Here is a 26,063-nt window from a genome sequence, read left to right on the forward strand (position 1 = left end):
GCCACCACGTCGTCGAACTAATTCTTAGGCGCGTTCAGCGACAGAGCAATGAAGCGCGACTGGTTGTCCGAGCGGACCTGCATCAGCACGGCCTTGCGCCCCTTGGTCCGCGCATCGCGGATGCCTTCGGTGACGTCGGCCGGCTTGGTCACCGCCTTGCCGCCAACCTCTAGGATCACGTCGCCGGCCTTGAGGCCCTTGTCGGCCGCTTCCGAGGTCGGATCGACTTCGGTAACGGCGACGCCGTCTTCGCCGGCGCCTTCGACTTCAGCGGCGGGCGAAATGGTCAGCCCGAGTTCCTTCATCGGCGCGCCGCGGTCCTGATTGGGGCCGCTGCGCTCTTCGCCGAGCGAAGCGAGCTTGTCCGAGCTCGGGAAGGTGCCCAGCTTGATCGTCAGCGGGGTGTCCTTGCCGTCGCGGACGACGATCAGATTGGCCTGCGAGTTCGGCTGCAGCTCGGCGACCTTGCGGGCGAGATCGCGCGAATTGTTGACCGCTTCGCCATTGACGCGGGTGACGACGTCGCGAACCTTCAACTCGGTCTTGGCGGAGGGGCCGTCATCCATGATCTTGGTGATCAGCGCGCCCTTGGCTTCCTTCATGCCGAGGCTTTCGGCGATGTCGTCGCTGACGTCCTGGATGGTGACGCCCAGCCAGCCGCGGCTGACCTTGCCGGAGCTCTTGAGCTGATCGACCACCGACTGCGCGAGCTTCGCCGGAATGGCGAAGGCGATGCCGACATTGCCGCCGGACGGGCTGTAGATCGCGGTGTTGACGCCGATGACCTTGCCGCTCAGGTCGACCGAGGGGCCGCCGGAATTGCCGCGGTTCACGGCCGCGTCGATCTGCAGGAAGTCATAAGGTCCAGCGCCGATGCTGCGCCCACCCGCCGAGACGATGCCGGCCGTGACCGTGCCGCCGAGGCCGAACGGATTGCCGACCGCCAGCACCCAGTCGCCGACGCGCGGCTCGACCGTCGCGAACTCGAGGTAGTTGGTGAACTTCTTATCGCCTTGAATCTTGAGTAGAGCGATATCGGTACGCTGGTCGGTGCCGACCACGGTGGCGGTGTATTTCTCGTCGCTCTCGAAGGTCAGCGAGATTTCAGAGGCCTTGTCTACCACATGATGGTTGGTGACGACGTAGCCATCGGCCGAGATCAGGAAGCCGGAGCCCTGCGCCCGCTCGGGACGGCGCTGCTGCTGCTGATCGTTCGGCATGTTCCGCTTGAACTGGTCGAAGAAATCATGGAACGGGTGCTCGGGCGGAAGATCCGGGAAGTTGAAGCCGCGCCCACCGCCGCCGCCGCCACCGGGGCCGCCGCTCGGTCCTTCGGCGACCGTGCCCTTGGTGAAGATGCTGACCACCGCCGGGCGCACTTTCTGCGCCACATCGGCGAAGCTGACCGGAGCGCGGTTCGCCGCGTCCTGGGCGAAAGCGGGCTGCGTTTGCAAAATGCCCGTTCCTGTCGTACCGAGAAAGGCGAGGCTCAGCGCGCCTGCGCAACCGACCGCGACCAGCGCACGGGCGCGGGTGGTCTTGGCGAGCCGGCTGTCCGGTCTCACCTGATCATTTTTCTGGGGGATGGACATCCCGTCACCTTTCAATTGTTGCATCTAGAGACGTGGTGACGGAGAATATAGACGCCGTGGCGTTACCTGGAACTTTCCGGCAGGTTACAACTTGTTAATGTCGGTTTTGGCACTTGAGAACTAGACAGATTTCATGGCCGGGGGGACCTGAGCGCGAATGCAAGCGTTTCAGGGGTGGGGCATGCGCGTAATCGTCCTCCTATGTCAGATCGTTGCCTGCGCAGCCACGATGAACGCCGCCCTCGCCGGGCCGCTAGTGCCCTCCCGCGAGGCCTCGCGGGATGAAGCGGCGCTGGTGCCGGTGGCGATCTTCGGCACCGATGACCGGCGCGACCTGCCCGATTCGATGAGCCCGCTCGAGGGCAAGATCGGCATGCTCTATGAGCAGTCGACGCAAACGCTGTGCACGGCCTTTTGCGTCGATCGGGACGTCATCGCCACGGCGGCGCATTGCCTGTTTCAGCCCAAGAACGGCCGGCTGCCCGATCTCAGCGAGGTCACCTTCCGGCTGAGCTACGGCAATATGCAGCTCAATGCCGGCATCTATGCGCGGCGCACGGCCTTCACCAAGCATTACATCGCCGTCGGCACGACCGCGTTCAACAACGAACCGCCGCTTTCGGCGCCGCGCGACTGGGCCGTGGTGAAGCTGGAGCGCCCGATCTGCCGCTTCGGGGCCTTGCGAGTCGAGACCAGGCCCGTCCCGGAGCTGATGAAAAGATCCGAAGAAGGCAAGATTTTCCAGATCGCCTATCACTGGGATTACAAGCATTGGCAGCTTGCTTATTCCATGCCCTGCCGCATTCAACGTGATTACGAGCAAATTCGCTGGAAATTCATCAAGCAGCACTTCATCGACCACGAGCAATTGCTGCTGCATAATTGCGATACGGGCGGCGCATCCTCCGGCTCGCCGATCCTGATGGAGGCGGGTCCGCCCAATGCGCCGGTCGCCGTGGCGATCAATGTCGGGACCTATACGCGAACCCGAATTCTGCTGAAGAAGGGCGAAGTCGTGAAGCGGCTGGCGCCGGACATCATCGCCAACACGGCGGTCAACGGCACCGCCTTCGCGCATGTCATCCCTGAACTCGCCGGCGCGGACATGATCGTCAGCCATGAGGACATGGTGCGCCTGCAAAGCGAGCTGACCATCCGCGGGCTCTATACCGGCACGCTCGACGGCCAGCTTGGACGCGCGACGCGTTCGGCGATCATCGCCTTCGAAAGCTCGGTCGGCCAGATGCCGACGGGCCTGCCGACGGTGGCGCTGCTTCACCGCTTCGGCGAGGACCGTATCAAGTCGGCCCACACCTACAGCAACGGCACCGGCGTTGTGTCTCCGGCTCAGCCGGACCCCACGCCGCCGCCGCAAGTCACGCCGCCGACACCGACGCAGGCGCAAGCCCCCCGCCGCCCGGCGCTGGACCTGAGGCCGTTCAATCCGTTTAGCCGATAGGTAAAAAAGACCCCTGGCGTTGCCAGGCGTCTGGCTGGTCGCCAATCAACGCAGCGAAACCGGCTCCGCCGGGCCAGGGGCAAATCCCAGCCGCGTCTTCCCTGAAGGCGTGAGGCCGGCGATTTCCAGGATCAGCTTGCGGCGGACGGCGAGCTCGAAACTCTCGCGGTCCTTGGCGGTGACGACGAAGGCGCCGGGGCCGCCAATGATCTGCTCCTCGAAGGCGCGCTCGAGGTCATAGCCGACCGGGCGGCCGCCGCAATCGGGCTCGCGGCACAGGATCGGCAGGCCGTTGATGACGATGCCGGCGGCAACCGCCGTATCGCGCGCCTCGCGGATCGAGATGCCGTCCCAGCTATTGGCGCTGTCGCCGGACAGGTCCATCACCAGCCGGGCGCCGCGAAAGCTGTTACCCTGAATGAGTTCGCGGCCCCTGGCCAGTGCGCTGCCGATGGCGTTGTAGCCGAAGGCCCGTTTCGGCGCGGCGGCGAGGGCGGCAGCGAACGCCTTGGCGCTCTCCGGACCGTCGATCAGCATCCAGGGCACGACGACGTCCTGATGGCGCGCATCGCCCCATTCCACATAGGTCACTGCGATGCGCTGCAGCGGACCCTGCCGGATGGCCCGGAGCACGTCGGGGTGGTTGAGCGCTTCGGCATGGCCCTGGCGTTGGAAGGCGGTTTCGGCGCTATCGATGGAGCCGGAACTGTCGGCGAGGAAGACCAGCTCGATATCCACATCCTCGGCCCCTGCGGGCGTCGCGGCGGCGGCCATGGCGGACAGGCAGAGCGACAGCAGAACGCGCAAGAGCATCCCCCAAAATCCGGTTGATCATGTCGTTGCTTCCGCGACGATAGCACATTATGCGTGAGTGACCATGCAACTCGGGTGCCAGCCCGCCCGCCGCTCACGACAGGCGGCTCACCGCAGCCGTGCATCCCTTGCTTTGCTGGGCGGCAAATGGCCGCCGCGTCCAATCGGCGCGGTTTTTGCCTCCTCGCTGGGCAGCGCAAGGCTGCCATGGCACAAATGATGGGCTTCGCCTATCTGCTGTCTTGCGGCCCTGGACCTTTCGCGTTAGTCACGAGCGACAATCCAGCGCAACCAACTCGAAGGAGCGATTCATGGCGCGCAAAAAAATTGCGCTCATCGGCGCGGGCATGATCGGCGGCACATTGGCGCATCTGATCGGCCTCAAGGAGCTCGGCGATGTCGTGATGTTCGACATCCTCGAGGGCATGCCGCAGGGAAAGTCGCTGGACATCGCCCAATCCTCGCCCGTCGACGGCTTCGACGCCAATCTGCGCGGCACCAACGACTATATGGACATCCAGGGCGCCGACGTCGTCATCGTCACCGCTGGCGTGCCGCGCAAGCCCGGCATGAGCCGCGACGACCTTCTGGAAATTAACCTCAAGGTCATGGAGCAGGTCGGCGCAGGCATCAAGAAATACGCCCCCGACGCTTTCGTGATCTGCATCACCAACCCGCTCGACGCCATGGTTTGGGCGCTGCACCGGATTTCCGGCCTGCCGCGCAACATGGTGGTCGGCATGGCGGGCGTGCTCGACAGCTCCCGCTTCCGCTATTTCCTGGCGCAGGAATTCGACGTTTCGGTCGAGGACGTCACGGCCTTCGTGCTGGGCGGCCATGGCGACACCATGGTGCCGCTGCCGCGCTATTCGACCGTCGCCGGCATCCCGCTGACCGACCTCGTCAAGATGCGCTGGATCACCCAGGAGCGGCTGAACGAAATCCTGCAGCGCACCCGCGACGGCGGCGCCGAGATCGTCGGCCTCTTGAAGAGCGGCTCGGCCTTCTACGCGCCGGCTGCCTCGGCCATCGCCATGGCGGAATCCTACCTCAAGGATAAGAAGCGGGTGCTGCCCGCCGCCGCCTATCTGAACGGCGAATACGGTGTGAAGGGGCTCTATATCGGCGTGCCTGTCGTCATCGGCGCCAAGGGCGTCGAGCGCGTCGTCGAGATCGAGCTGAACTCGTCGGAACGCTCCGAATTCACCCGCTCGGTCGGCGCGGTGCAGTCGCTGGTCGAGGCCTGCATGCGGATCGCGCCGGGCCTGTCCACGCTGGGATCCTAACAATGACTTAGGAGGCGCGGGAGCCAAACTCCCGCGCCTCTTGACCATAGAGACGACGCCATATCGAACAGCAAGGCTGGAGAGCGCGCAGATGAACATCCATGAATATCAGGCCAAGGCGATTTTGCGCGATTATCGCGTGCCGGTATCGCGCGGCGGCGTCGCCTTCACGCCGGATGAGGCGATGCGCGTCGCGGAATCGCTGCCCGGCCCGGTCTGGGTGGTGAAGGCGCAGATCCATGCCGGCGGACGCGGCAAGGGCAAGTTCAAGGAAGCCGCCGCCGGCGAGAAGGGCGGCGTGCGTCTGGCCAAGTCGATCGAGGAGGTCGGCAAATTCGCCGCCGAAATGCTCGGCAACACGCTGGTGACCTTGCAGACCGGCCCCGAAGGCAAGAAGGTCAAGCGGCTCTATATCGAAGACGGCTCGGCCATCAAGCGCGAACTTTATCTGTCGGCGCTGATCGACCGCTCCTCCTCCCGCCTCGCCATCATCTCCTCGACCGAAGGCGGCATGAACATCGAGGACGTCGCGCATGACACGCCCGAGCGCATCCACACGCTGACCATCGACCCGGCCTCCGGCTATTCGTCTTTCCATGGCCGCAAGATCGCCTTCGGCCTCGGCCTCAGCGGCGACCAGGTCAAGCAATGCGTGGCGCTGATCGGCAATCTCGTCCGCATGTGCACCGAGAAGGACGTCGCGCTGCTGGAGATCAACCCGCTGATCGTCACCGAAAGCGGCGACCTGCTCTGCCTCGACGCTAAGGTGAACTTCGACAGCAACGCCCTCTTCCGCCATCCCGACATCGTCGCCCTGCGCGATCTGGACGAGGAAGACCCGGCCGAAGTCGAAGCCTCCAAATTCGACCTCTCCTACGTCAAGCTCGACGGCACCATCGGCTGCCTGGTGAACGGCGCCGGCCTCGCCATGGCGACCATGGACATCATCAAGCTCTATGGCGAGGAGCCGGCCAACTTCCTCGACGTCGGCGGCGGCGCCTCGAAGGAGAAGGTGACCGAGGCGTTCAAGATCATCCTGTCCGATCCGAACGTGAAGGGCATCCTGGTCAACATTTTCGGCGGCATCATGCGCTGCGACATCATCGCGGAAGGCGTGATCGCGGCGGCCCGCGAGATGAATCTGGCCGTGCCGCTGGTCGTCCGGCTCGAGGGCACCAATGTCGAACTCGGCAAGCAGATCCTGCGCGACTCCGGTCTGGCGGTCATTCCGGCCGACAATCTGGCTGACGCGGCGGACAAGATCGTCAAAGAGGTACGTAGAATCGCGGCTTGACCGGCTACACAGCCACACATAAACTGTGTGGCATGAAAAACATCACTTTGAGCGTGGACGAGCGTGTGCTGGCGTCTGTGCGGCGCTACGCCTCCGAGCGGAATACGACGGTGAACGGCCTCGTGCGGGACTATCTGACCCGGCTCTCCGACCAGGAGGACCGGGCGGCCAAGGCCCGCAGCCGTCTGAAGGAACTGGCCGAGGAGGCCACGCTGGACCTTGGAGAATGGAAGTGGAACCGGGAGGAGCTCTATGATCGTGGAATGCTTCCTCGACACGAACATCCTTCTGTACGCGGCTTCGCGGAACCCGATGGACGCAAGAAAGAAGACGATAGCAAGTGAGCTGATCCAGGAGACCTTCTTCGGACTCTCGGCTCAGGTCGTGCAGGAATTCTACACCGTCGCCACGCGCAAGGCGGACTTCAAGATGCCCGGCGAAAAGGCGATGGAATGGCTGGAGAATTTTCAGGAGTTCCCCTGTCATCCGATCGATATGGGCCTCGTCAAGAATGCCGCCGTCATGGCCTCGCGCTACGGCCTGTCCTATTGGGACGGCGCGATCCTGGCAGCGGCGAGCGCGCTGGGCGCGCCGGTGGTCTATAGCGAGGATCTCAATCACGGCCAGACCTATGGCGACGTCAAGGTCTGCAATCCCTTCAAGGATGTGCCGAAATCCGGCTTTCACGAGGACGCCGCCGCCGCGCCGGGGGCCGGGTCCGATCAGCGAAACACGAGTTTTTGAAAGGCTTTCTTGAATGGCGGTTCTCGTCGATAAAGACACCAAGGTGATCTGCCAGGGCATCACCGGCTCCCAAGGCACCTTCCACACCGAGCAGGCCATCGCCTACGGCACCAAGATGGTCGGCGGCGTCACCCCCGGCAAAGGCGGCTCGACCCATCTCGGCCTGCCGATCTTCGACACCGTCGAGGAGGCCATCGCCAAGACCGGCGCCAACGCCACCGTCATCTACGTGCCGCCGGCCTTCGCCGCCGACGCCATCCTGGAAGCCATCGACGCCGAGATCCCGCTCGCGGTCTGCATCACCGAGGGCATCCCGGTGTTCGACATGGTCCGCGTCAAGCGGGCGCTGGAAGGTTCGCGCACGCGGCTGGTCGGGCCGAACTGCCCCGGCGTCATCACCCCGAACGAATGCAAGATCGGCATCATGCCGGGCCACATCCATAAGCGCGGCTCGGTCGGCATCGTCTCCCGCTCCGGCACGCTGACCTATGAAGCCGTCCACCAGACCACGGCGGCAGGCCTTGGCCAGTCGAGCTGCGTCGGCATCGGCGGCGATCCGGTCAAGGGCACCGAATTCATCGACGTGATGGAGCTGTTCCTGGCCGACCCCGAGACGCAGTCGATCATCATGATCGGCGAAATCGGCGGCTCGGCTGAGGAGGAGACAGCCGAATTTTTAGCGAAGTCGAAGGTAAAGAAGCCGATGGTCGGCTTCATCGCCGGCGTCACGGCGCCTCCCGGCCGCCGCATGGGTCATGCTGGTGCGATTATTGCAGGGGGCAAAGGCGACGCCGGCAGCAAAATCGAGGCGATGCGCTCTGCCGGCATCAGAGTCGCCGATTCTCCCGCCAGCCTCGGCACGACGCTGGTGGAGGTTTTGCGCGGCTGATGCTAATTGCTTAGTCGCAATTCGATGCGAGTCTTCCCATATGGTCCGCTGTAGGCGGGCCATATTCTTTCGTAACGGAGATCAGCGCCTCGATCCTTGGGGTGGTTAAATCATGAGCAAGCAAGGCCAGAACGACTTTTTCGAGCAGACCTCCTTCCTTCAAGGCGTCAACGCCGCCTATATCGAGGATCTCTATTCCAGGTTTCAGGACAATCCCGGCTCGGTGACCTCCGACTGGCGCGCCTTTTTCGGCGGGCTGAAGGAGCGCAAGGAGACGGTGATCGCGGATGCGCAAGGCCCCTCCTGGAAGCGCCCCGACTGGCCGCCGGCCGCCAATGGCGAACTGGTCACCGCATTGGCGGGCGACTGGGCCGACGCCGCCGAGCGCCGCATCGAGCAGAAGATCGCCGAGCAGGCGCAGGTCAAGGGCGTCGAGCTGACGCCGGCCGAGACCATGAAGGCGGTACGCGATTCGATCCGCGCCCTCATGCTGATCCGCTCCTACCGCGTGCGCGGGCACCTCGCCGCCGATCTCGATCCTCTCCGCCTCACCGAGCGCAAGCCGCATCCCGAGTTGCAGCCCGAAACTTACGGCTTCGGCCCCGAGGACATGGACCGGCTGGTCTATATCGACAAGGTGCTCGGCCTCGAAATGGCGACCATCCGCCAGATCGTCGAAATCCTGCGCCGCACCTATTGCGGCAAGATCGGCGTCGAGTTCATGCACATTTCGGTGCCGCAGCAGAAAGCCTGGATTCAGGAGCGGATCGAAGGCCACGACAAGGACGTCGTCTTCACCGACCTCGGCAAGAAGGCCATCCTCGCCAAGCTGATCGAAGCCGAGACGTTCGAAAAGTTCCTCGACAAGAAATACACCGGCACCAAGCGTTTCGGCCTCGACGGCGCCGAAGCCATGGTCCCCGCGCTGGAGCAGATCATCAAGCGCGGGGGCCAGCTCGGCGTGCGTGAGATCGTGCTCGGCATGGCCCATCGCGGCCGCCTCAACGTGCTCGCCAACGTGCTGAGCAAGCCCTACCGCGCCATCTTCCATGAGTTCAAGGGCGGCTCGGCCAATCCGGACGATGTCGAGGGCTCGGGCGACGTGAAGTACCATCTGGGCGCCTCCTCCGACCGCGATTTCGACGGCAACAACGTGCATCTGTCGCTGACCGCCAACCCGTCGCATCTGGAGATCGTCGATCCGGTGGTGCTCGGCAAGGTGCGCGCCAAGCAGGACCAGGCCGGCGACAAGGACCGCACCACGGTGCTGCCGCTGCTGATCCATGGCGATGCGGCCTTCGCCGGCCAGGGCGTGGTCGCCGAATGTTTCGGCCTCTCTGGACTGAAAGGCCACCGCACCGGCGGCTCGATCCATTTCATCGTCAACAACCAGATCGGCTTCACCACCGCGCCGCGCTTTGCCCGCTCCTCGCCCTACCCGTCGGACGTCGCCCGCATGATCGAGGCGCCGATTTTCCACGTCAATGGCGACGACCCGGAAGCCGTGGTGCATGTCGCCAAGATCGCCACCGAGTTCCGGCAGCAGTTCCACAAGCCCGTCGTCATCGACATGTTCTGCTACCGCCGCTTCGGCCATAATGAGGGCGACGAGCCGGCCTTCACCCAGCCGCTGATGTATAAGCGCATCCGCGAGCACGGCTCGGTGACGGATCTCTACGGCCAGCGCCTCACCGACGAGAACCTGATCGCCAAGGGCGAGGTCGACGAGCTGCGCGAGAGCGTCAGCAAGCATCTCGAAAGCGAGTTCGAGCTCGGCGACAATTACCGCCCGAACAAGGCGGACTGGCTGGACGGCCGCTGGTCGGGTCTTGCCCGCGCCGAGGAAGGCCCGCGCAAGGGCGAAACCGGCATGCCGCTGGAAACTTTGCGTAAGGTCGGCGAAAAGCTCACGACCATCCCGAAGGAGTTCAACGCCCACCGCACCATCGAGCGGCTGTTCGTCAACCGCCGCAAGATGATCGAGGACGGCGTGGGCATCGACTGGGCGATGGCGGAATCGCTGGCGCTTGGAACCTTGGTGAACGAGGGCTTTCCCGTCCGCCTTTCCGGCCAGGATGTCGAGCGCGGCACCTTCTCACAGCGCCACGCCGTGCTGGTCGACCAGGTGACCGAGAAGAAATACACCCCGATCAACCACATCGCCAAGGGACAGGCCAAGATCGAGATCATCAACTCGATGCTGTCCGAAGAGGCGGTGCTCGGCTTCGAATATGGCTTCAGCCTTGCCGAGCCGATGGCCTTGGTGCTCTGGGAAGCCCAGTTCGGCGACTTCGCCAACGGCGCCCAGGTCGTCATCGACCAGTTCCTGTCCTCGGGCGAGCGCAAGTGGCTGCGCATGTCGGGCCTCGTGATGCTGCTGCCGCATGGCTACGAAGGCCAGGGGCCGGAGCATTCGTCGGCCCGGCTGGAGCGCTTCCTGCAGCTTTCGGCGGAGGACAATTGGCAGGTGGCCAACGTCACTACCCCGGCCAATTACTTCCACATCCTGCGCCGGCAGATGCACCGCAAGTTCCGCAAGCCCTTGATCCTGATGACGCCGAAATCGCTTTTGCGCCACAAGCGCGTCACCTCGGAGATCGCCGATTTCGGGCCGGAGACCAGCTTCCACCGTGTGCTCTGGGACGGCGCCGAAGTCGGCCTCAGCGAGAACGTCAAGCTGGTGCCGGACAATGAGATCAAGCGCGTCGTGATGTGCTCGGGCAAGGTCTATTACGACCTGTTCGAGGAGCGCGAGGCCCGCAAGATCGACAATGTCTATCTGATGCGGATCGAGCAGCTCTATCCGTTCCCGGCCCGCGCGCTGATCCAGGAACTCGGGCGCTTCCCGCAGGCCGAGATGATCTGGTGCCAGGAAGAGCCGAAGAACATGGGTTCCTGGAACTTCATCGAAGCCAACATCGAATGGGTGCTCGACCATTTGGGCGCCCAACACCGCCGGCCGCGCTATGTCGGCCGGGCCGCCTCCGCCGCCACGGCGACCGGGCTGATGCGCAAGCATCTGGCCGAACTCCGGTCCTTCGTCGACGAGGCACTGACAGTCTAGAAAAGAGGGAGCAGGCCGCGACCCTACGCGCCGCGCCGCCTTGCCAAAGAAGGGGTTTTACAGGCTATGACGACCGAAATACGCGTGCCCACATTGGGCGAATCCGTCACCGAGGCGATCGTCGGCAAATGGTACAAGAAGCCGGGCGATGCCGTGAAGGCGGACGAGCCGCTGGTCGAACTTGAGACCGACAAGGTCACGCTGGAGGTCAACGCGCCGGCTGCGGGCGTGATCTCCGAGATCGTCGTCAAGGAAGGCGAAACCGTCGCGGTCGGCGCCGTGCTCGGCTCGATCGGCGAAGGGTCCGGCGCGGCGGCAGCGAAGCCCGCTGCGGCTCCGGCTCCGGAAAAAGTCTCGCAAGCCGCGCCGAACGGCCGCCAGCAGCCCGCCGCCGAGCAGGGCTCGCCCGCCCCGGCGGTGAAGTCCGCGCCCACGGCCGCCGTCGCCGCCGAGACGCTGTCGCCGGCCGTGCTGAAGGCGGTCTCCGAAAACAGCCTCGATCCGGCTTCCATCCCCGGCACCGGCAAGGACGGCCGCATCCTGAAGGGCGACGTGCTCGCCGTGCTGGATCGCGGCGCGCAGGCCCCCGCCCCGGCGCCGGTCCCCGCCCCCGCAATGGCCCGATCCGTCCGCCCCGCCGATCAGGCGCGGGAGGAGCGCGTGCGCATGACCAAGCTGCGCCAGACCATCGCGCGCCGGCTGAAGGAATCGCAGAACAATGCCGCCATGCTCACCACCTTCAACGAGGTGGACATGAGCGGCATCATGAAGGCGCGCGCGCAGTACAAGGACCTGTTCGAGAAGAAGCACGGCGTCAAGCTCGGCTTCATGGGCTTCTTCGTCAAAGCCTGCATCCACGCCCTGCATGAAGTCCCGGCGGTCAATGCCGAGATCGACGGCGAGGACATCGTCTATAAGAATTTCTACAATATCGGCATTGCGGTCGGCACGGATCGCGGCCTCGTGGTGCCGGTGCTGCGCGACGCGGACCAGCAGAACATCGCCCAGGTCGAGAAATCGATCGCCGATTTCGGCCGCCGCGCCCGCGACGGCAAGCTTGCCATCGAGGACATGCAGGGCGGCACCTTCACCATCACCAATGGCGGCATCTACGGCTCGCTGATGTCGACGCCGATCCTCAACTCGCCGCAGTCCGGCATTCTTGGGATGCACAAGATCCAGGACCGCCCGGTGGTGATCGACGGCAAGGTCGAGGTGCGGCCGATGATGTATCTGGCGCTGACCTACGACCACCGCATCGTCGACGGCCGCGAGGCCGTGACCTTCCTCGTCCGCGTCAAGGAGAGCCTGGAAGACCCGCAGCGCCTGGTGCTGGACCTCTGATAACCCGGCGGCCGCGGCCGCCGGTGAATTCTGCGCATTCCACCCCACATCATCTTCGATAACAGACGGCGGCGTGGCCTTGAGCGGCCCGCCCGCTGCAAACGACCTTAAAAGAGGCAGCTATGGCAGACGCATACGACCTGATCGTCATCGGCACGGGGCCGGGGGGCTATGTCTGCGCCATCCGCGCGGCGCAGCTCGGCATGAAGGTGGCGGTGGTGGAGAAACGGGCGACGCATGGCGGCACCTGCCTGAATGTCGGCTGCATTCCGTCCAAGGCCATGCTGCACGCTTCCGAGTTTTACGAGGAAGCGGCGAATGGCGGCCTCGGCCATATGGGCATCAAGGTGAAGCCCGACCTCGATCTGCCGGGAATGCTCGCCTACAAGGCCGAGGGCGTCGACGGCAACGTCAAGGGCATCGATTTCCTGTTCAAGAAGAACAAGATCGACAGCCATCGCGGTACCGCCCGCATCACCGCGCCGAACAAGGTCGAAGTGACCGGCGACAATGGCGCCGGCGCCAAGCTGCTCGAGGCCAAGGCCATCGTGGTCGCCACCGGCTCGGACGTGGCGCGCCTGCCGGGCATCGAGATCGACGAGAAGCGCGTCGTCTCCTCGACCGGCGCGCTCGACCTGAACGCCGTGCCGAAGAAGCTTTTGGTGATCGGCGGCGGCATCATCGGGCTGGAACTCGGCTCGGTCTGGCGGCGTCTCGGCGCTGAGGTGCTGGTCGTTGAATTCTTGGACCGCATCATCCCCGGCATGGACGGCGAGGTGGCGAAGCAATTCCAGCGCCTGCTCGGCAAGCAGGGCATCGAATTCAAGCTCGGCCATAAGGTGACGTCGGTCACGCCGAACGGCGCCGGGGTGAAGGCGACTATCGAGCCCGCGCAGGGCGGCGAGAAGGAGACCTTCGAAGCCGACGTGGTGCTGGTCGCCGTCGGCCGCGTGCCTTACACGGACGGCCTCGGCCTCGAAGACCTCGGCGTCAAGCTCGACAACCGCCGCCGCATCGTCGTCGATCCGCACTACCAGACCAATGTTCCCGGCATCTACGCCATCGGCGACGTGATCGCCGGACCGATGCTGGCGCATAAGGCCGAGGATGAGGGCGTCGCGGTGGCCGAAATCCTGGCCGGACAGGCTGGCCATGTGAATTACGACGTCATCCCGAACGTCATCTACACCTATCCGGAGGTCGCCTCCGTCGGCAAGACCGAGGAGGAGCTGAAGGAAGCGGGCGTTACCTACAATAGCGGCAAATTCCCGTTCACGGCGAATGCGCGCGCCAAGGTGAACCGGCAGACCGAAGGCTTCGTAAAAATCCTCGCCGACGCCAAGACCGACCGCGTGCTCGGCGTCCACATCGTCGGCCCGGATGCGGGCAACATGATCGCGGAAGCGGCGGTGCTGATGGAATTCGGCGGCTCGGCCGAGGATCTGGCCCGCACCTGCCACGCCCACCCGACGCTGACCGAGGCCATCAAGGAAGCCGCTCTGGCGGTCGGCAAGCGCGCCATCCACATGTAGGTCCGCGCAGCCGAAGCCGCTCGCGCCGTCAAACCTCCCCGGCTGCTTCCGGCCGGGGAGAAACGCCGCGCCGGGCGGCGGCGGGACGTCCCATTGGGATGTTCACCGTTTTGCCGGCCCGCAACTTATGCGGCCGGCCGCCGACCTGCAGCACCATCGGCTTGCCCGCTTCGAGCGACGCTTCGATCTCTTGGGCCGCCTGCCCGATGCGGATCCTGAGGCTCCGTCCGCGCCACTGAAAACCGAAGCCGAGGCTGGTCCAACCGGGCGGCAGTCGAGGATCGAGGCCGGGGCCGTCTTCCGTCAGCGCCAAGCCCGCGAAGCCGAGCACGGCCGTCATCCAGATGCCGCCCAGGGCCGCGATATGCACCCCGCCATCCGCTTCGACATGCATGTCGCCGAGGTCGATGGCCGCCGATTGTCGGAAATAGCGCAGGGCGAGGTCCGACAAGCCCAGCCGCGCCGCGACATAGCCGTGCATGGCCCGGCTGAGCGAGCTGCCGTGACTGCAGCGTGGCTCGTAATACTGGAAGTTCTTTAGCCCCGTGTCGCCGGGGAAAGCGTCCGGCAGCAGCCCCAGCAGCGCCACCACGTCGGCCTGCTTGATGACCTGGGACGCGCTCGTCCGCTCCCGCCCGAGCACCACGTCCATGGGCACTGTGCGGCCGGCATAGCTTGCAAGATCGATCTCTTCGAGTTGGTTATAGCCAGCGAACTGCTCGTAAAGGCCGGTTTCGGGGTCGAATCCCGTCGCCATCGTCTCGGCCGCGCGCGCCCATTCGGCGAGTTCGTCATCGCCGAGCCCGAGATCGGCCGAGAGGGCCGCCCACCGCGCCGGCCAGCGCTCGCGGAGCAGCGCCGCGACGTCGAGCGCGCGCAAGATATTCCAGCGGGCCAGCACATTGGTGAACGCGTTGTCGTCGATATGTTCGTGATATTCGTCCGGCCCGATGACGCCGCGTATATGGCTTCGGCCGTCGGCCTCCAAGGTGGCGCGGCTCAACCAGAACCGGGCCGTCTCGAACAGGATTTCGGCGCCGGCTTCGAGCAGGAACCCGTCATCCCCGCTGGCCTGCCAATATTGCCAGACGGCGTAGGCCACATCGGCGCTGATATGCTGCTCCTCCCTGCCGCTCAGGATGGGAATGATCTGTCCATCGGACCCGACCGCGTGATCCGGCGTCGTCTCCTCGCCCGTGTCGGCCGATTCCCAGGCATAGAGCGCGCCGCGCCAGCCCATGCGGGCGGCCTTGGCGCGCGCGCCGTCCAGCGTCCGGTAGCGGTAGATCAGCAGCGATCGGGCCGCCTCCGGCCATGTCAGACTGTAGAAGGGCAGCAGATAGATTTCGGTGTCCCAGAAGGCATGGCCGCGATAGTCCTCGCCGGTCAGCGCGCGGGCACCGATGGAGACGCGCTCGTCGGCTGGATTGGCGGCGCTGTTCAGGTGATAAAGCGCGAAGCGCAGGGCCTGCTGCGCGGCGGGATCGCCCTCGACCTCGACATCGCTGAGCCGCCAGCGGCTCGCCCAGGCGGCTTCATGCCGGGCGACCAGGCCGAGCGCCCCGAGCCGCCGCGCCCCGGCGAGCTTGGCCGTGGCCTCCTTGCCCGGATCCCCGGTTAGCGTGTCGGCCCGGACCACGGCGACGAGGCGTTCGAAACATCCCACCTGCCCGGAGCTGCAGCTCCACTTCCATGTGCTCTTGAGTTCGCCGCGCGCGATCGGTTCCAGCTCGCGCCCGTCGATCAGCAGGCGCGATGCCGTGGCGATGGCAAGCCGCTTGCCGGAATTATGCGTGCGCCACAGGCCGAGCTCATGTTCGAGCCGTTCGACGACCAGCCCGCGATCGACCCCTTCGAACGAGGCTTCGAGCGTCGTTTCCATGCCGCCGTCCTTGACCTCGAACTGGATGAGCTGCAGCCCGATCGCGCGCTCGTCGAGCGATACGAGGCGCATCGTGCGCATGTGAAAGGCGGCGTCGGCATCATCCTGGCCCGCCGCTTTCAGCCGGTGCCACTCGCTCAGCAGCGCGCCGCGTTTCATGTCGAGCGTCGTGCAATGCGATGACACATGGCCGGGGTGATGCACCATGGGGCCGCCCGGCAGCAGGATTTTGAGCCGGAGCCAATCGGCCGCCGGCACCAGCGTCGGCACCGCCGATTCCGCTGACGCCGTATCGAACAGGCCGGCGACATAGGTGCTCGGCGGGACCGCCCAGCAGGCGCCCCTCGTCACCGACCGCGCGCCCCGGATGCCCAGGAAGCCGTTGCTGATGGCAAACCGCGACTCGACGCTGGTCTGCCGCAGCGGGTCATAGCCATGGGTGCACAGAACCCAGGCGGGATCTGCGGTGGGAATCAGCACTTGCGCCATGGTGTCTTGCTTTTTCATGCGGTTCGCGGGCTAAGCCGCCCTTCTGCCCACGCATCCAGGGCGACATCGTCCAGGCTCGTCACCACGAGGTTCGCCCCCGCTGCCCAGAGGCCGGCGGCGTCGTCCAGCCGGGCGACGCCCAATCCAGCCATGCCGCCCGCGCGGGCCGCCTCGATGCCGGCGGGGGCGTCCTCGATCACGACGCAGCGCGCCGGCTCGATGCCCAGCTCGGTTGCGGCCACCAGAAAAATCTCGGGGTCCGGCTTGCCATGGGCGACATCGCGGCCGCAGGCATCGGCGGTGAACATATCGAGAAGGCTCAGACCGTCGCCCATCGGAATGGCGCGCATCATCGCACTCGCATTCTTGGACGAGGACGCCACCGCCATGGGCCAACCGAGCGCCCGAACCGCCCGGACGAAGCGCAGCGCATCGGGAAATGCGGTGACGCCTCCAGCTTGGACGAGTTCCAGCAGCCGCCTCTGTTTTTTCTCCGCATAGGCGGGCGCACGCCCCTCGGCATCTGGTACGCCCAATGCCTCGAGCGCGGCCACCGCCCCGGCGAGGCGCGGTTTCCCCGCCACGGTTGCCTGGTACATCGCCGTGGTGAAGCGCTCCGGGTCGGCGAAGCCTTGCAGCGATTCCCTCCAGGCCTGCTGGTGAGGCGATTCGAGCAGCACGCCGTCGACGTCGAAAATTGCGGCGGTCAGCATGGGTTCTGGCTCCTGGGGTTCGCCTGCTCGATGATGCTCGCCACGGACCGGTAATCATCGCTCCGCGATGTGTAAAAGACGTATCTGGCCGCCGCCTTCCGGATCATCAACCCGCCCAGCGCGGAAGGGGTTCGCACCTTGGGCCGGCCATCGCGTTGATTTGATCGGAAACGATCCCCGTCGGCCGGGGTTGCGCCTGCACCGCCCCGCAAGGCAGACTGCGTTAACCATCCCGGGCGGTTTTGCGCCGGCTGCGGGAGGCCTTGAGGGCCAAAGGCGGTTATCGGGATGTCCGATTGGGCCCGGCGACGCGGCATGAGCAATTTCCGGGCCTGCTTGCGGCGATCGCCCGGCGGCTATGGTGACGGGCATTTCGCGTTGCGCCACCGCCCGCCAAGCACGCTCGCGACCGAGCAGAAGGAGCCGGGATGATCGACACACCCAACCCGAAACACGAGGATCAGGACCGCCGGACAATCGAGCGCCAGCTTATCGAAACCGCGAGGAGGCTGCTCGGCGAGGGAAAGGGCCTGCTCGCGATGGATGAGAGCAATCCGACCTGCAACAAGCGATTCGCGGCCTTGGGCATTCCCCAGACCGAGGCGGCGAGGCGCGCCTACCGGGAGCTGATCGTTACCACGCCCGGTCTCGGCGACAGCATCAGCGGCGCCATCCTCTATGACGAGACCATTCGCCAGCAGGCAAGAGACGGCACGCCCTTCATCGAGATTCTGACTGCGGCCGGCGTCGTTCCCGGCATCAAGGTCGATGCCGGCGCCGTGGATCTGGCGCTCCATCCGGGCGAGAAGATCACCGAAGGGCTCGACGGGTTGCGGCAACGCCTGCGGGACTATGCTGTGATGGGCGCCCGCTTTGCCAAATGGCGCGCGGTGATTTCACCCGCCGATGGCCTCCCGACCGAGGGCTGCATCGAGGCCAACGCCGATGCGCTGGCGCGCTACGCCGCGCTGTGCCAGGAAACGGGACTGGTGCCCATGGTCGAGCCGGAGGTGCTGATGGATGGCGATCACAGCCTGGAGCGATGCCGGAAAGTCACCCGCGAGACATTGCTGAGCGTCTTCGCTCATCTGCGTTCGCAGCGCGTCATGCTGGAGGGGATGATCCTGAAGCCCAACATGGTGCTGCCGGGATTGGACGCCCCGGTGCAGGAGACTGTGGAGCAAGTGGCCGCCGCCACCGTGGACAGCTTTCTCGAAGCGGTTCCGGCGGCCGTTCAGGGGATAGCGTTCCTGTCGGGCGGGCAATCCGCCGAACTCGCCTCCGCCCGGCTCAACGCCATGACCCTCCTGGCCAGGTCGCGAGCGCCGCGCGTGCCCTGGCCGCTGACCTTTTCCTTCTCGCGCGCCATTCAGCAGCCGGCGCTGGAGATCTGGCGGGGCGAGGAGGCCAATGTGGAGGCGGCGCAGGACGCCCTCGCCCATCGCGCACGCTGCAATCGGGCCGCGCGCCAGGGCGTATACGATGCCGGGATGGAGCGGAGATGAGCACCTCTTCCGAGACGCAACCGCGCCTATATCTCGTCCGGCATGGCGAGACCGAATGGTCGCTGACCGGCCAGCATACCAGCCGCACGGACCTGCCCCTGACCGCCAAAGGCGAGGAGGAATCGCGCGCGCTCGCGCCGTGGCTCGGCTTCGTCGCCTTCGAGCGCGTCTTCACCAGCCCGATGCAGCGTGCGAAGCGCACCTGCGAACTGGCCGGATTGGGGGCGCGGGCGGAAGTCGAGCCCGATCTGGCGGAATGGGATTACGGCGATTACGAGGGCAAGCGCACCGTGGACATCCGCCAGCAGCACCCGGATTGGGACGTCTTCCGCGACGGCTGCCCGCATGGCGAAACGCCCGAGCAGATTTCCGCCCGCGCCGACCGGCTGATCGCGCGACTCGGCAGCATGACCGGAAACATCGCGCTATTCTCCCACGGGCAATTCGGACCGGCCCTGGCCGCCCGATGGATCGGACTGCCGGTGGCCGAGGGGCAGCATCTCTCGCTGGGCACCGCGTCCCTCAATATTTTGGGCCATCATCGTTCACGCCCCGAGCTGCGCGTGATCGCACTCTGGAATGCCAGCCCGGCTTCGTTGGCGGGCGGCGCTTAGACGGGCCGTTTAGGTCGGAAGCAAAACGCCGCACCTCGCGGCAACCCGCCCCCCCTCCCATGGGTGAAGGCAGCGCAACGGCAAACCTAGTCGCGCGGTACTCCGTGCTCGACAGCCGCTCGGCGTCACGTCGGTAAAACGTTGACAAATTGTGAATGTATTATATGGTCGTGAAGGGCTTGTGACGCCGCTTCCAACGCAGCCCGAAGCCATCGCAGCGGCAAGGGGATGTTTCCATGTGGCAGTTCTGGATCGATCGCGGCGGCACCTTTACCGACATCGTGGCCAAGCGTCCCGACGGCACGCTGGTGACGCGCAAACTGCTCTCCGAAAACCCCGAGCGCTACCAGGACGCCGCCGTGCAGGGCATCCGCGAGCTGCTCGGCCTCGCGGCGGGCCAGCCGATCCCGCCCGACGCCATCGGCGCCATCAAGATGGGCACCACCGTCGCCACCAACGCGCTGCTCGAGCGCAAGGGCGAGCGCACGCTGCTGCTCATCACGCAAGGCTTCAAGGATCTGCCCCGCATCGGCTACCAGAACCGGCCGCGCCTGTTCGACCTCGATATCCGGCTGCCGGAAATGCTGTTCTCCGAGGTCGAGGAATGCGCCGAGCGGGTCGATGCGCAGGGCAAGCTGCTGATCCCGCTCGATATCGACGCCGCCGCATCGGCGCTGGAGCGCCATTACGAGGCTGGCATCCGCTCCGTCGCCATCGCCTTCGCGCATGGCTACCGCTATCCCGAGCACGAGCAGCGTGTCGCCGAGGCCGCGCGGGTGATCGGCTATACGCAGATTTCGGTCAGCCATGAGGTCAGCCCGCTGATCAAACTGGTCTCGCGCACCGACACCGCCGTCGTCGACGCCTATCTCTCGCCGATCCTGAAACATTATGTCGGGCAGGTGACGTCCGAACTCGGGGCGAAGCGCGGCACCGGCGCCAAGCTGATGTTCATGCAGTCGAATGGCGGCCTGACCGACGCCTCGCTGTTTCAGGGCAAGGACGCGATTTTGTCCGGCCCGGCGGGCGGCGTCGTCGGCATGGCGCGGACAGCCCAGCAAGCCGGCTTCCATAAGGTCATCGGCTTCGACATGGGCGGTACTTCGACCGACGTAACGCATTTCCAGGGCGAATATGAACGCTCCTTCGAGACCGAGGTGGCGGGCGTCCGGCTGCGCGCGCCGATGATGAACATCCATACGGTGGCGGCGGGCGGCGGCTCGATCCTGGCTTTTGAGAGCGGGCGGTTCCGCGTCGGGCCGGAGTCGGCGGGCGCCAATCCGGGGCCGGCCTGCTACCGGCGCGGCGGTCCGCTCACCGTGACCGATTGCAACGTGCTGCTCGGCAAGCTGAACCCGGCTTATTTCCCGCGCGTCTTCGGTCCCGATGGCGACGAGCCGCTGGACGTTGCCGCCGTCCGGGAGAAATTCGAGGCGCTGGCGCAGGATGTCGCCGAGGCGACCGGCCAGCCGCTGATGAGTCCCGAAAGCGTCGCCGATGGTTTTCTGCGCATCGCCATCCTCAACATGGCCAATGCCATCAAAAAAATCTCCGTGCAGCGCGGCTATGACGTCTCCGGCTACGCCCTCAACTGCTTTGGCGGCGCGGGCGGCCAGCACGCCTGCCTCGTCGCCGACGCGCTCGGCATGGAGACGATTTTCCTGCATCCTTTCGCCGGCGTGCTGTCGGCCTATGGCATGGGCCTTGCCGATTTCGCCGCCATGCGCGAGCAGCAGATCGACCGGCCGCTTTCGGATGAGGGCGTCGCGGCGGTGGCCGGCATCGTCGATGCGCTGTACGAGGCGGCCAAGGCGGAAATTGCTGGGCAGGGCATCGACGCCAACCGCATCGCGCGCCGGGCCATGGCGCATATCCGCTATGACGGCAGCCAGCAGGCGCTCCTGGTCAAGCTCAGCGACGTGCCCTCGATGAAAGCCGCCTTCGAAGCGCAGCACAAGACGCGCTTCGGCTTCGTGCCGGAGGATCGCGAGTTGCTGATCGAGGCGGTCTCGGTCGAGGCCGTCGGGCGGCCGGACGAGCCGACCGCGCCGGAGGATTTCGCCGCCGCCGCCCATGCCCAGCCGATGCTCGGCCGCGCCACCATGCGGGTCGGCGGTGAATGGCGCAGCGTCCCGGTGCATGACCGCGACGGGCTGACCGCCGGCTCGGTTATTCGCGGCCCGGCGATCATCGTCGAGCGGACCGGGACCAATATCGTCGAGGATGGCTGGGAGGCCGCGACCCGCGAAGGCGGCGCGCTGGTGCTCACCCGCTACGTGCCGCGCCCGAAGACCGAAGCCATCGGCACCTCGGCCGATCCGGTCATGCTGGAGGTGTTCAATAACCTCTTCATGTCGGTCGCCGAGCAGATGGGCGTGACGCTGCAGAACACCTCCTACTCCGTCAACATCAAGGAGCGGCTGGATTTCTCCTGCGCCATCTTCGACGGCGACGGCAATCTGGTCGCCAACGCGCCGCATGTGCCGGTGCATCTGGGCTCCATGGGCGAAAGCGTGCGCACCGTCATCCGCGAGAATGCGGGCAACGTGCATCCCGGCGACGTCTTCATGCTGAACGCGCCCTTCAACGGCGGCACGCATCTGCCCGACGTGACCGTCATCACCCCCGTCTTCGACGCGGCTGGCGAGACCATCCTGTTCTACACCGGCTCGCGCGGCCACCACGCCGATATCGGCGGCAAGACGCCCGGCTCCTCGCCGCCCGACAGCACCCATATCGAGGAGGAAGGCGTCGTCATCGACAATTTCCTGATCGTCGAGAAGGGCCGCTTCCGCGAGGCCGAAACGCGGGCGCTGCTCGGTTCGGGCCGCTATCCCTGCCGCAACCCGGACCACAACATCGCCGACCTCGTCGCCCAAATCGCGGCGAACGAAACCGGCTCGCGAGAGATCGGCAAGATCATCGCCCAGTTCGGCGTCGAGACGGTCAATGCCTATATGCGGCACGTGCAGGACAATGCCGAGGAGTCCGTGCGGCAGGTCATCGACAGGCTGTCGGACGGCGAGGCGGAATACGAGCTGGATCACGGCGCGACGATCCGGGTGGCGATCCGTGTCGACCGGGCCGAGCGCTCGGCGACCATCGATTTCACCGGCACCTCGGCGCAGCATTCGGGCAATTACAACGCCCCGCTCGCCGTCTGCCACGCGGCGATCCTCTATGTCTTCCGCACGCTGGTCGGCGCGGACATCCCGCTCAACGAGGGCTGCATGAAGCCGCTCAAAGTGATCGCGCCGCGCGGCAGCATGATTAACCCGGTCTATCCGGCGGCCGTCATCGCGGGCAATACGGAGGTGTCGCAGAGCATCGGCGAGGCGCTGTACAAGGCGCTCGGCGTGGTGGCGGCCTCGCAAGGAACGATGAACAATTTCGTCTGGGGCAACGAGACTTACCAGAATTACGAGACCATCTGCGGCGGCACCGGCGCCGGGCCGGATTTCGATGGCGCTTCCGCCGTGCATTGCCACATGACCAATACCCGAATGACCGACCCGGAGGTGCTGGAGCAGCGTTTTCCGGTGATCGTGGAAGAGTTCTCGATCCGCAAAGGCTCGGGCGGCGCGGGCCGGCATCGCGGCGGCGACGGCGTGGTGCGGCGGGTACGGTTCCTGGCGCCGATGACGGCGACTGTGCTCGCGCTCAACCGGCGGACGCGGCCGCAGGGTGTCGCGGGAGGCGGGGCGGGTTTATCCGGCCGCAATGCGGTGCGTCGCGCCAACGGGGCCACCGAAGAGCTGAAAGGCAACGATCAGCGCCAGATGCAGCCCGGCGACATCTTCATCCTCGAGACCCCCGGGGGTGGCGGCTACGGCGCGGTTTGACCTCGAAGCGCCGCTCTGAATGCCGTCGCCGGTCGACCCAAGGCTCCCCCTTTGTCGTCCCGGCCCCCGGTGAACCGGACATGCACCGCATGTCCGGTTTCTTTTGCGCGGCAACGCGGCAGCAAGGCTCCGGCTCTGACGGTCGCGTCGACGGAGCCGCTACTCCACGCTCAGCGCCTTGTACTTGTCCAGCAGCCTCACCGGCTTCTTCAGCGCGTCGCGGCGGAACGGATCGCCGAGTTCTTGCGTCACCATCAGCTCCAGCACCGTCGGCCGGTTCGACGCCACCGCCGCCTTCAGAGCGTCGCCGATCATGTCCGGATGATCGACCGTCACCCCGTCCGCGCCCATCGCCCTGGCGATTCCGGCAAAGCTCGGATTCTCCAAATTGGTGCCCACGAAGCGGTCGGCATAAAAATCGATCTGGTTCTTCTTCTCCGCGCCCCATTGCTGGTTGTTGAACACCACCGCGACAACGGGAATGTTCTCGCGCACGCAGGTCAGCGTTTCGCCGAAACTCATGCCCCAGGCGCCGTCGCCGACATAGGCAATGGCCGGGCGGTCCGGCCGCGCGACCTTGGCGCCGATGGCGGTCGGGAAGGCATAGCCGCAATTGCCAAAACTCATCGCGGCGAAGAAGCTGCTCGGCGCCTCGAAGCGCAGATAGCTGTTGGAGACCGAGCAGATATTGCCGATGTCGGTCGTCACCATGGCGCCATCCGGCATCGCTTTCTCGAGCTCGCGCAATGCCCTGCGCGGTCCGATCGGCGAGCCGGATGACTGGCCCCATTCGTTGAGCTCGGCTTCCCAGGCGTCCTTCTGCGCCTTGATCTCGGCAAGGCGCCGGTCCCGCGTCGCATGGGCGCGGACGGTGCGGTTGCTCGCCTGCAGCAATTCGAGCAGCGACACCGCCGCCAGCCGCGCATCGCCGCAAATGCCGACATCGGTCTTTTTCACCAGCCCGATCTTGCGCGGGTTGATGTCGACCTGGATCAGCCGGGCGGCTTTCGGCCAATAGTCGATGCCGTGCTGCGGCAGCGTGCCGAACGGCCCGAGACGGGTGCCGAGCGCGATCACCACATCGGCCTGGGCGAGCAGCTTCATCGCCGCTTTCGAGCCCTGGTAGCCGATCGGCCCGGTCCAGAGCGGGTGGCTTTTGGGAAAGCTGTCATTGTGCAGATAGGTGTTCACCACGGGCGCCTGCAGGTGCTCGGCGAGGCGGCGGACCTCCTCCACGCCATCGGCCATGACGATGCCGCCGCCGGAAAGGATCACCGGGAATTCGGCCTCGGCGATCAGGTCGGCGGCGGCGGCGAGGCTGGCGGCGGAGCCGGGGCCACGATCGGCCTCGATGGGCCGGGGGATGATGGTGTCGATATTGCCGTAGAACAGGTCGCGCGGGATGTTGAACTGCGTGGGCCCGCGCTCGATCATCGCGTAGTCGAAGCAACGGCTAAGCAGTTCGGGAATGCGGGGCTGGTTGCCGCAATGGACCTGATATTTCGTGATTTTCTCGAAGAACGGCAATTGCTCCGCCTCCTGGAAGCCGCCGAGCCCTTGGGTGTTCGAGCCGGTCTCCGGGGTGATGCAGACGACCGGCGAATGCGCCCAATAGGCCGCCGCGATGGCGGTGACGAAATTGGTGACGCCCGGCCCGTTCTGCGCGATGCAGACGCCGTGCGTTCCCGAGGCGCGCGAAAACCCGTCCGCCATATGCCCGGCGCCCTGCTCATGCGCCACCGGGACGAAGCGGATGCCGGCTGCGGGGAACAGGTCGAGCGCATCCATGAAGGCCGAGCCGACGATGCCGAAAACATGGGTGACGCCCTGCGCCACCAGCGTTTCGACGAAGGCTTCCGAGGCCGACATGGCCATCTGCCGGGATTGCGTCTCCAAGAGCGGCCGGGGTGCGGCGCGGTCGGTCACGGTCATGTCTGGCTCCTTGGGTTGGGCGTTGGACGGGGGCGTTTTCGCTTCTGCCCGTTGCGCCCATGCTAGCCGATTGCCGGCAAGGCGGGGCGATTTCCGCGCGGAAAATCGTCCAGCCTCAGCGCGTCGCCAGCGATTTGAGGCGGGAGCGCGCCTCGGCGCTGCCGAGCTGTTCGGCCTTCTGGTACCAGAGCTGCGCCCGTCCGGCGTCTGCTTCGAGGCCCATCACCGCCATCTGGCTCAGCACCTCGGGATCATAGGTCTCGCCCGTCGCCATGGCGGCGACCGGGCTGCCCTGCGAGGCCAGATATTCGAAGATCAGCCGCGCGCCGGAGACGTCGCCATTCTGAAACTTGTCGCGCGCCCGGCTGAGCAGCATCTGCTCGTTTGGGCTGCGCTTGGCGGCGGCGCTGGGCAGCGGGTCGGCGGTGGTGGCAGAGGTCTGCTGCGCCCGGAATTCGCCGACGGTGACGGTGAAGCTGGCGACGCGGGGGGCGCTGCCGGCCTTGCCGCCCGATTGCTTGATGCGGATGGTGAAGGTGCCGGCGAAGTTCTCCGGCGCCGTCAACGTGAGCTGGTCGACGATCTTGGAGTTCACGGCCCAGAAATCGCCGAGGAAACCGCCGAGATTGAGCATCACCCCATCGGGGATGCCGGTGAAGATGAACAATTGTCCGGGGCTCTTTTCGCTGACGCCCTCGACATGGATCTTTAGCGGGATCGGACGCCCCGGAAGCCCCGAGACGTCGCTGACGCTGAAGCCGGCCGGCGTGGCCTGCACCTTGTGCAGGATGCCGGGCGGCATGACCGGCGGCATCCGGTCCACGGGCGCGGCGAAAGCCAGGCCGGCATTCGCCAGAAATATCGAGACAATCAGGGCGCGGGGCCAAAATGCGGCCTTCTCCCGTCGAGGGCTATGCACAAGGGCTCTTTCTCTGCGAGAGGGGGCGAAAATCAATGGCTTGCGGGCGGAAGGCGGCCGCCCCTGACCGATGCTCTCCGGGAAGAGGAAGGATCAGGGGCCGCTGCCTTGCGCTATGAAAACGAATGGACATTTTTCGATTTTGAGCGA

At 65.7% G+C, this 26,063-nt stretch carries 18 protein-coding genes; 12 read left to right on the forward strand and 6 right to left on the reverse strand.

The features are described 5' to 3' along the window. Positions 1-17: 17 nt before the first annotated feature. Positions 18-1,565 carry a Do family serine endopeptidase gene (locus BLEFHOIH_RS23830; RefSeq protein ID WP_245297170.1) on the reverse strand — a complete coding sequence of 516 codons (1,548 nt, stop codon included), beginning with the start codon at positions 1,563-1,565 and terminating at the stop codon, positions 18-20. A gap of 208 nt (positions 1,566-1,773) precedes the next feature. Here BLEFHOIH_RS23830 and BLEFHOIH_RS23835 point away from each other — a divergent pair, with 208 nt between their 5' ends. Beyond that, positions 1,774-3,051: a peptidoglycan-binding protein gene (locus BLEFHOIH_RS23835; protein ID WP_170937352.1), complete on the forward strand. Its 1,278-nt coding sequence runs from the start codon at positions 1,774-1,776 to the stop codon at positions 3,049-3,051. Positions 3,052-3,096: 45 nt separating this feature from the next. Here BLEFHOIH_RS23835 and BLEFHOIH_RS23840 read toward each other — a convergent pair whose 3' ends face one another. Further along, on the reverse strand, positions 3,097-3,864 hold the full coding sequence (locus BLEFHOIH_RS23840; protein ID WP_088348556.1) for a DUF1194 domain-containing protein: 768 nt from the start codon (positions 3,862-3,864) through the stop codon (positions 3,097-3,099). A gap of 311 nt (positions 3,865-4,175) precedes the next feature. Here BLEFHOIH_RS23840 and mdh point away from each other — a divergent pair, with 311 nt between their 5' ends. From mdh to lpdA, 8 genes are all read left to right on the forward strand, one after another. Then, positions 4,176-5,150 carry a malate dehydrogenase gene (mdh, locus tag BLEFHOIH_RS23845; RefSeq protein ID WP_088348557.1) on the forward strand — a complete coding sequence of 325 codons (975 nt, stop codon included), beginning with the start codon at positions 4,176-4,178 and terminating at the stop codon, positions 5,148-5,150. A 91-nt stretch (positions 5,151-5,241) separates the two neighbouring features. Further along, complete coding sequence (gene sucC, locus BLEFHOIH_RS23850) at positions 5,242-6,444, forward strand: ADP-forming succinate--CoA ligase subunit beta (RefSeq protein ID WP_088348558.1); 1,203 nt, start codon at positions 5,242-5,244, stop codon at positions 6,442-6,444. Continuing rightward, positions 6,441-6,788, forward strand: coding sequence for a DUF6364 family protein (locus tag BLEFHOIH_RS26455; RefSeq protein WP_125461877.1), 348 nt, complete (start codon positions 6,441-6,443; stop codon positions 6,786-6,788). Before sucC ends, BLEFHOIH_RS26455 begins: the two co-directional genes overlap by 4 nt. Next, the gene (locus BLEFHOIH_RS23855; protein WP_245297171.1) at positions 6,757-7,188 is read left to right on the forward strand and encodes a PIN domain-containing protein; all 432 of its coding nucleotides are present in this window, start codon (positions 6,757-6,759) and stop codon (positions 7,186-7,188) included. Before BLEFHOIH_RS26455 ends, BLEFHOIH_RS23855 begins: the two co-directional genes overlap by 32 nt. A 13-nt stretch (positions 7,189-7,201) precedes the next feature. Continuing rightward, complete coding sequence (gene sucD / locus BLEFHOIH_RS23860) at positions 7,202-8,077, forward strand: succinate--CoA ligase subunit alpha (RefSeq protein ID WP_088348560.1); 876 nt, start codon at positions 7,202-7,204, stop codon at positions 8,075-8,077. 112 nt (positions 8,078-8,189) lie between these two features. Continuing rightward, positions 8,190-11,141 carry a 2-oxoglutarate dehydrogenase E1 component gene (locus BLEFHOIH_RS23865; RefSeq protein ID WP_088348561.1) on the forward strand — a complete coding sequence of 984 codons (2,952 nt, stop codon included), beginning with the start codon at positions 8,190-8,192 and terminating at the stop codon, positions 11,139-11,141. A gap of 66 nt (positions 11,142-11,207) precedes the next feature. After that, positions 11,208-12,485 carry a 2-oxoglutarate dehydrogenase complex dihydrolipoyllysine-residue succinyltransferase gene (odhB, locus tag BLEFHOIH_RS23870; protein ID WP_088348562.1) on the forward strand — a complete coding sequence of 426 codons (1,278 nt, stop codon included), beginning with the start codon at positions 11,208-11,210 and terminating at the stop codon, positions 12,483-12,485. 122 nt (positions 12,486-12,607) lie between these two features. Continuing rightward, the gene (gene lpdA, locus BLEFHOIH_RS23875) at positions 12,608-14,017 is read left to right on the forward strand and encodes a dihydrolipoyl dehydrogenase (protein ID WP_088348563.1); all 1,410 of its coding nucleotides are present in this window, start codon (positions 12,608-12,610) and stop codon (positions 14,015-14,017) included. Between the two features lie 28 nt (positions 14,018-14,045). Here the strand turns inward: lpdA and BLEFHOIH_RS23880 are convergent, their stop codons facing one another. Further along, positions 14,046-16,406, reverse strand: a complete 2,361-nt coding sequence (locus tag BLEFHOIH_RS23880; protein ID WP_088348564.1) for a glycosyl hydrolase family 65 protein — start codon at positions 16,404-16,406, stop codon at positions 14,046-14,048. Next, complete coding sequence (locus tag BLEFHOIH_RS23885) at positions 16,403-17,101, reverse strand: HAD family phosphatase (protein WP_088348565.1); 699 nt, start codon at positions 17,099-17,101, stop codon at positions 16,403-16,405. Before BLEFHOIH_RS23885 ends, BLEFHOIH_RS23880 begins: the two co-directional genes overlap by 4 nt. A 476-nt stretch (positions 17,102-17,577) precedes the next feature. On the opposite strand from BLEFHOIH_RS23885, the gene BLEFHOIH_RS23890 reads away from it, so the two are divergent. The 3 genes from BLEFHOIH_RS23890 to BLEFHOIH_RS23900 all read left to right on the forward strand — a co-directional run bounded on the left by BLEFHOIH_RS23890 (position 17,578) and on the right by BLEFHOIH_RS23900 (position 23,062). Next, positions 17,578-18,606: a class I fructose-bisphosphate aldolase gene (locus tag BLEFHOIH_RS23890; RefSeq protein ID WP_210191630.1), complete on the forward strand. Its 1,029-nt coding sequence runs from the start codon at positions 17,578-17,580 to the stop codon at positions 18,604-18,606. After that, positions 18,603-19,220, forward strand: a complete 618-nt coding sequence (locus BLEFHOIH_RS23895) for a histidine phosphatase family protein (protein ID WP_088348567.1) — start codon at positions 18,603-18,605, stop codon at positions 19,218-19,220. The genes BLEFHOIH_RS23890 and BLEFHOIH_RS23895 overlap by 4 nt, the downstream gene beginning before the upstream one ends. 236 nt (positions 19,221-19,456) lie before the next feature. After that, the gene (locus BLEFHOIH_RS23900) at positions 19,457-23,062 is read left to right on the forward strand and encodes a hydantoinase B/oxoprolinase family protein (RefSeq protein WP_088348568.1); all 3,606 of its coding nucleotides are present in this window, start codon (positions 19,457-19,459) and stop codon (positions 23,060-23,062) included. A 159-nt stretch (positions 23,063-23,221) separates the two neighbouring features. On the opposite strand, the gene xsc is transcribed toward BLEFHOIH_RS23900, so the two are convergent. Beyond that, positions 23,222-24,994, reverse strand: coding sequence for a sulfoacetaldehyde acetyltransferase (gene xsc, locus BLEFHOIH_RS23905; protein WP_210191673.1), 1,773 nt, complete (start codon positions 24,992-24,994; stop codon positions 23,222-23,224). A gap of 115 nt (positions 24,995-25,109) precedes the next feature. Continuing rightward, positions 25,110-25,913 carry a hypothetical protein gene (locus BLEFHOIH_RS23910; RefSeq protein ID WP_088348569.1) on the reverse strand — a complete coding sequence of 268 codons (804 nt, stop codon included), beginning with the start codon at positions 25,911-25,913 and terminating at the stop codon, positions 25,110-25,112. Positions 25,914-26,063: the final 150 nt, after the last annotated feature.

The organism is Rhodomicrobium sp. R_RK_3 (genome assembly GCF_002198715.1).
Lineage (GTDB): Bacteria > Pseudomonadota > Alphaproteobacteria > Rhizobiales > Rhodomicrobiaceae > R-RK-3.

Coding starts and splice junctions, on each gene's coding strand:
- BLEFHOIH_RS23835 (WP_170937352.1), top strand. CDS start 1,774: ATGCGCGTAATCGTCCTCCTATGTCAGATCGTTGCCTGCGCAGCCACG.
- BLEFHOIH_RS23840 (WP_088348556.1), bottom strand. CDS start 3,864: ATGCTCTTGCGCGTTCTGCTGTCGCTCTGCCTGTCCGCCATGGCCGCC.
- mdh (WP_088348557.1), top strand. CDS start 4,176: ATGGCGCGCAAAAAAATTGCGCTCATCGGCGCGGGCATGATCGGCGGC.
- sucC (WP_088348558.1), top strand. CDS start 5,242: ATGAACATCCATGAATATCAGGCCAAGGCGATTTTGCGCGATTATCGC.
- BLEFHOIH_RS23855 (WP_245297171.1), top strand. CDS start 6,757: ATGGACGCAAGAAAGAAGACGATAGCAAGTGAGCTGATCCAGGAGACC.
- sucD (WP_088348560.1), top strand. CDS start 7,202: ATGGCGGTTCTCGTCGATAAAGACACCAAGGTGATCTGCCAGGGCATC.
- BLEFHOIH_RS23865 (WP_088348561.1), top strand. CDS start 8,190: ATGAGCAAGCAAGGCCAGAACGACTTTTTCGAGCAGACCTCCTTCCTT.
- odhB (WP_088348562.1), top strand. CDS start 11,208: ATGACGACCGAAATACGCGTGCCCACATTGGGCGAATCCGTCACCGAG.
- lpdA (WP_088348563.1), top strand. CDS start 12,608: ATGGCAGACGCATACGACCTGATCGTCATCGGCACGGGGCCGGGGGGC.
- BLEFHOIH_RS23880 (WP_088348564.1), bottom strand. CDS start 16,406: ATGAAAAAGCAAGACACCATGGCGCAAGTGCTGATTCCCACCGCAGAT.
- BLEFHOIH_RS23885 (WP_088348565.1), bottom strand. CDS start 17,101: ATGCTGACCGCCGCAATTTTCGACGTCGACGGCGTGCTGCTCGAATCG.
- BLEFHOIH_RS23895 (WP_088348567.1), top strand. CDS start 18,603: ATGAGCACCTCTTCCGAGACGCAACCGCGCCTATATCTCGTCCGGCAT.
- BLEFHOIH_RS23900 (WP_088348568.1), top strand. CDS start 19,457: ATGTGGCAGTTCTGGATCGATCGCGGCGGCACCTTTACCGACATCGTG.
- xsc (WP_210191673.1), bottom strand. CDS start 24,994: ATGACCGTGACCGACCGCGCCGCACCCCGGCCGCTCTTGGAGACGCAA.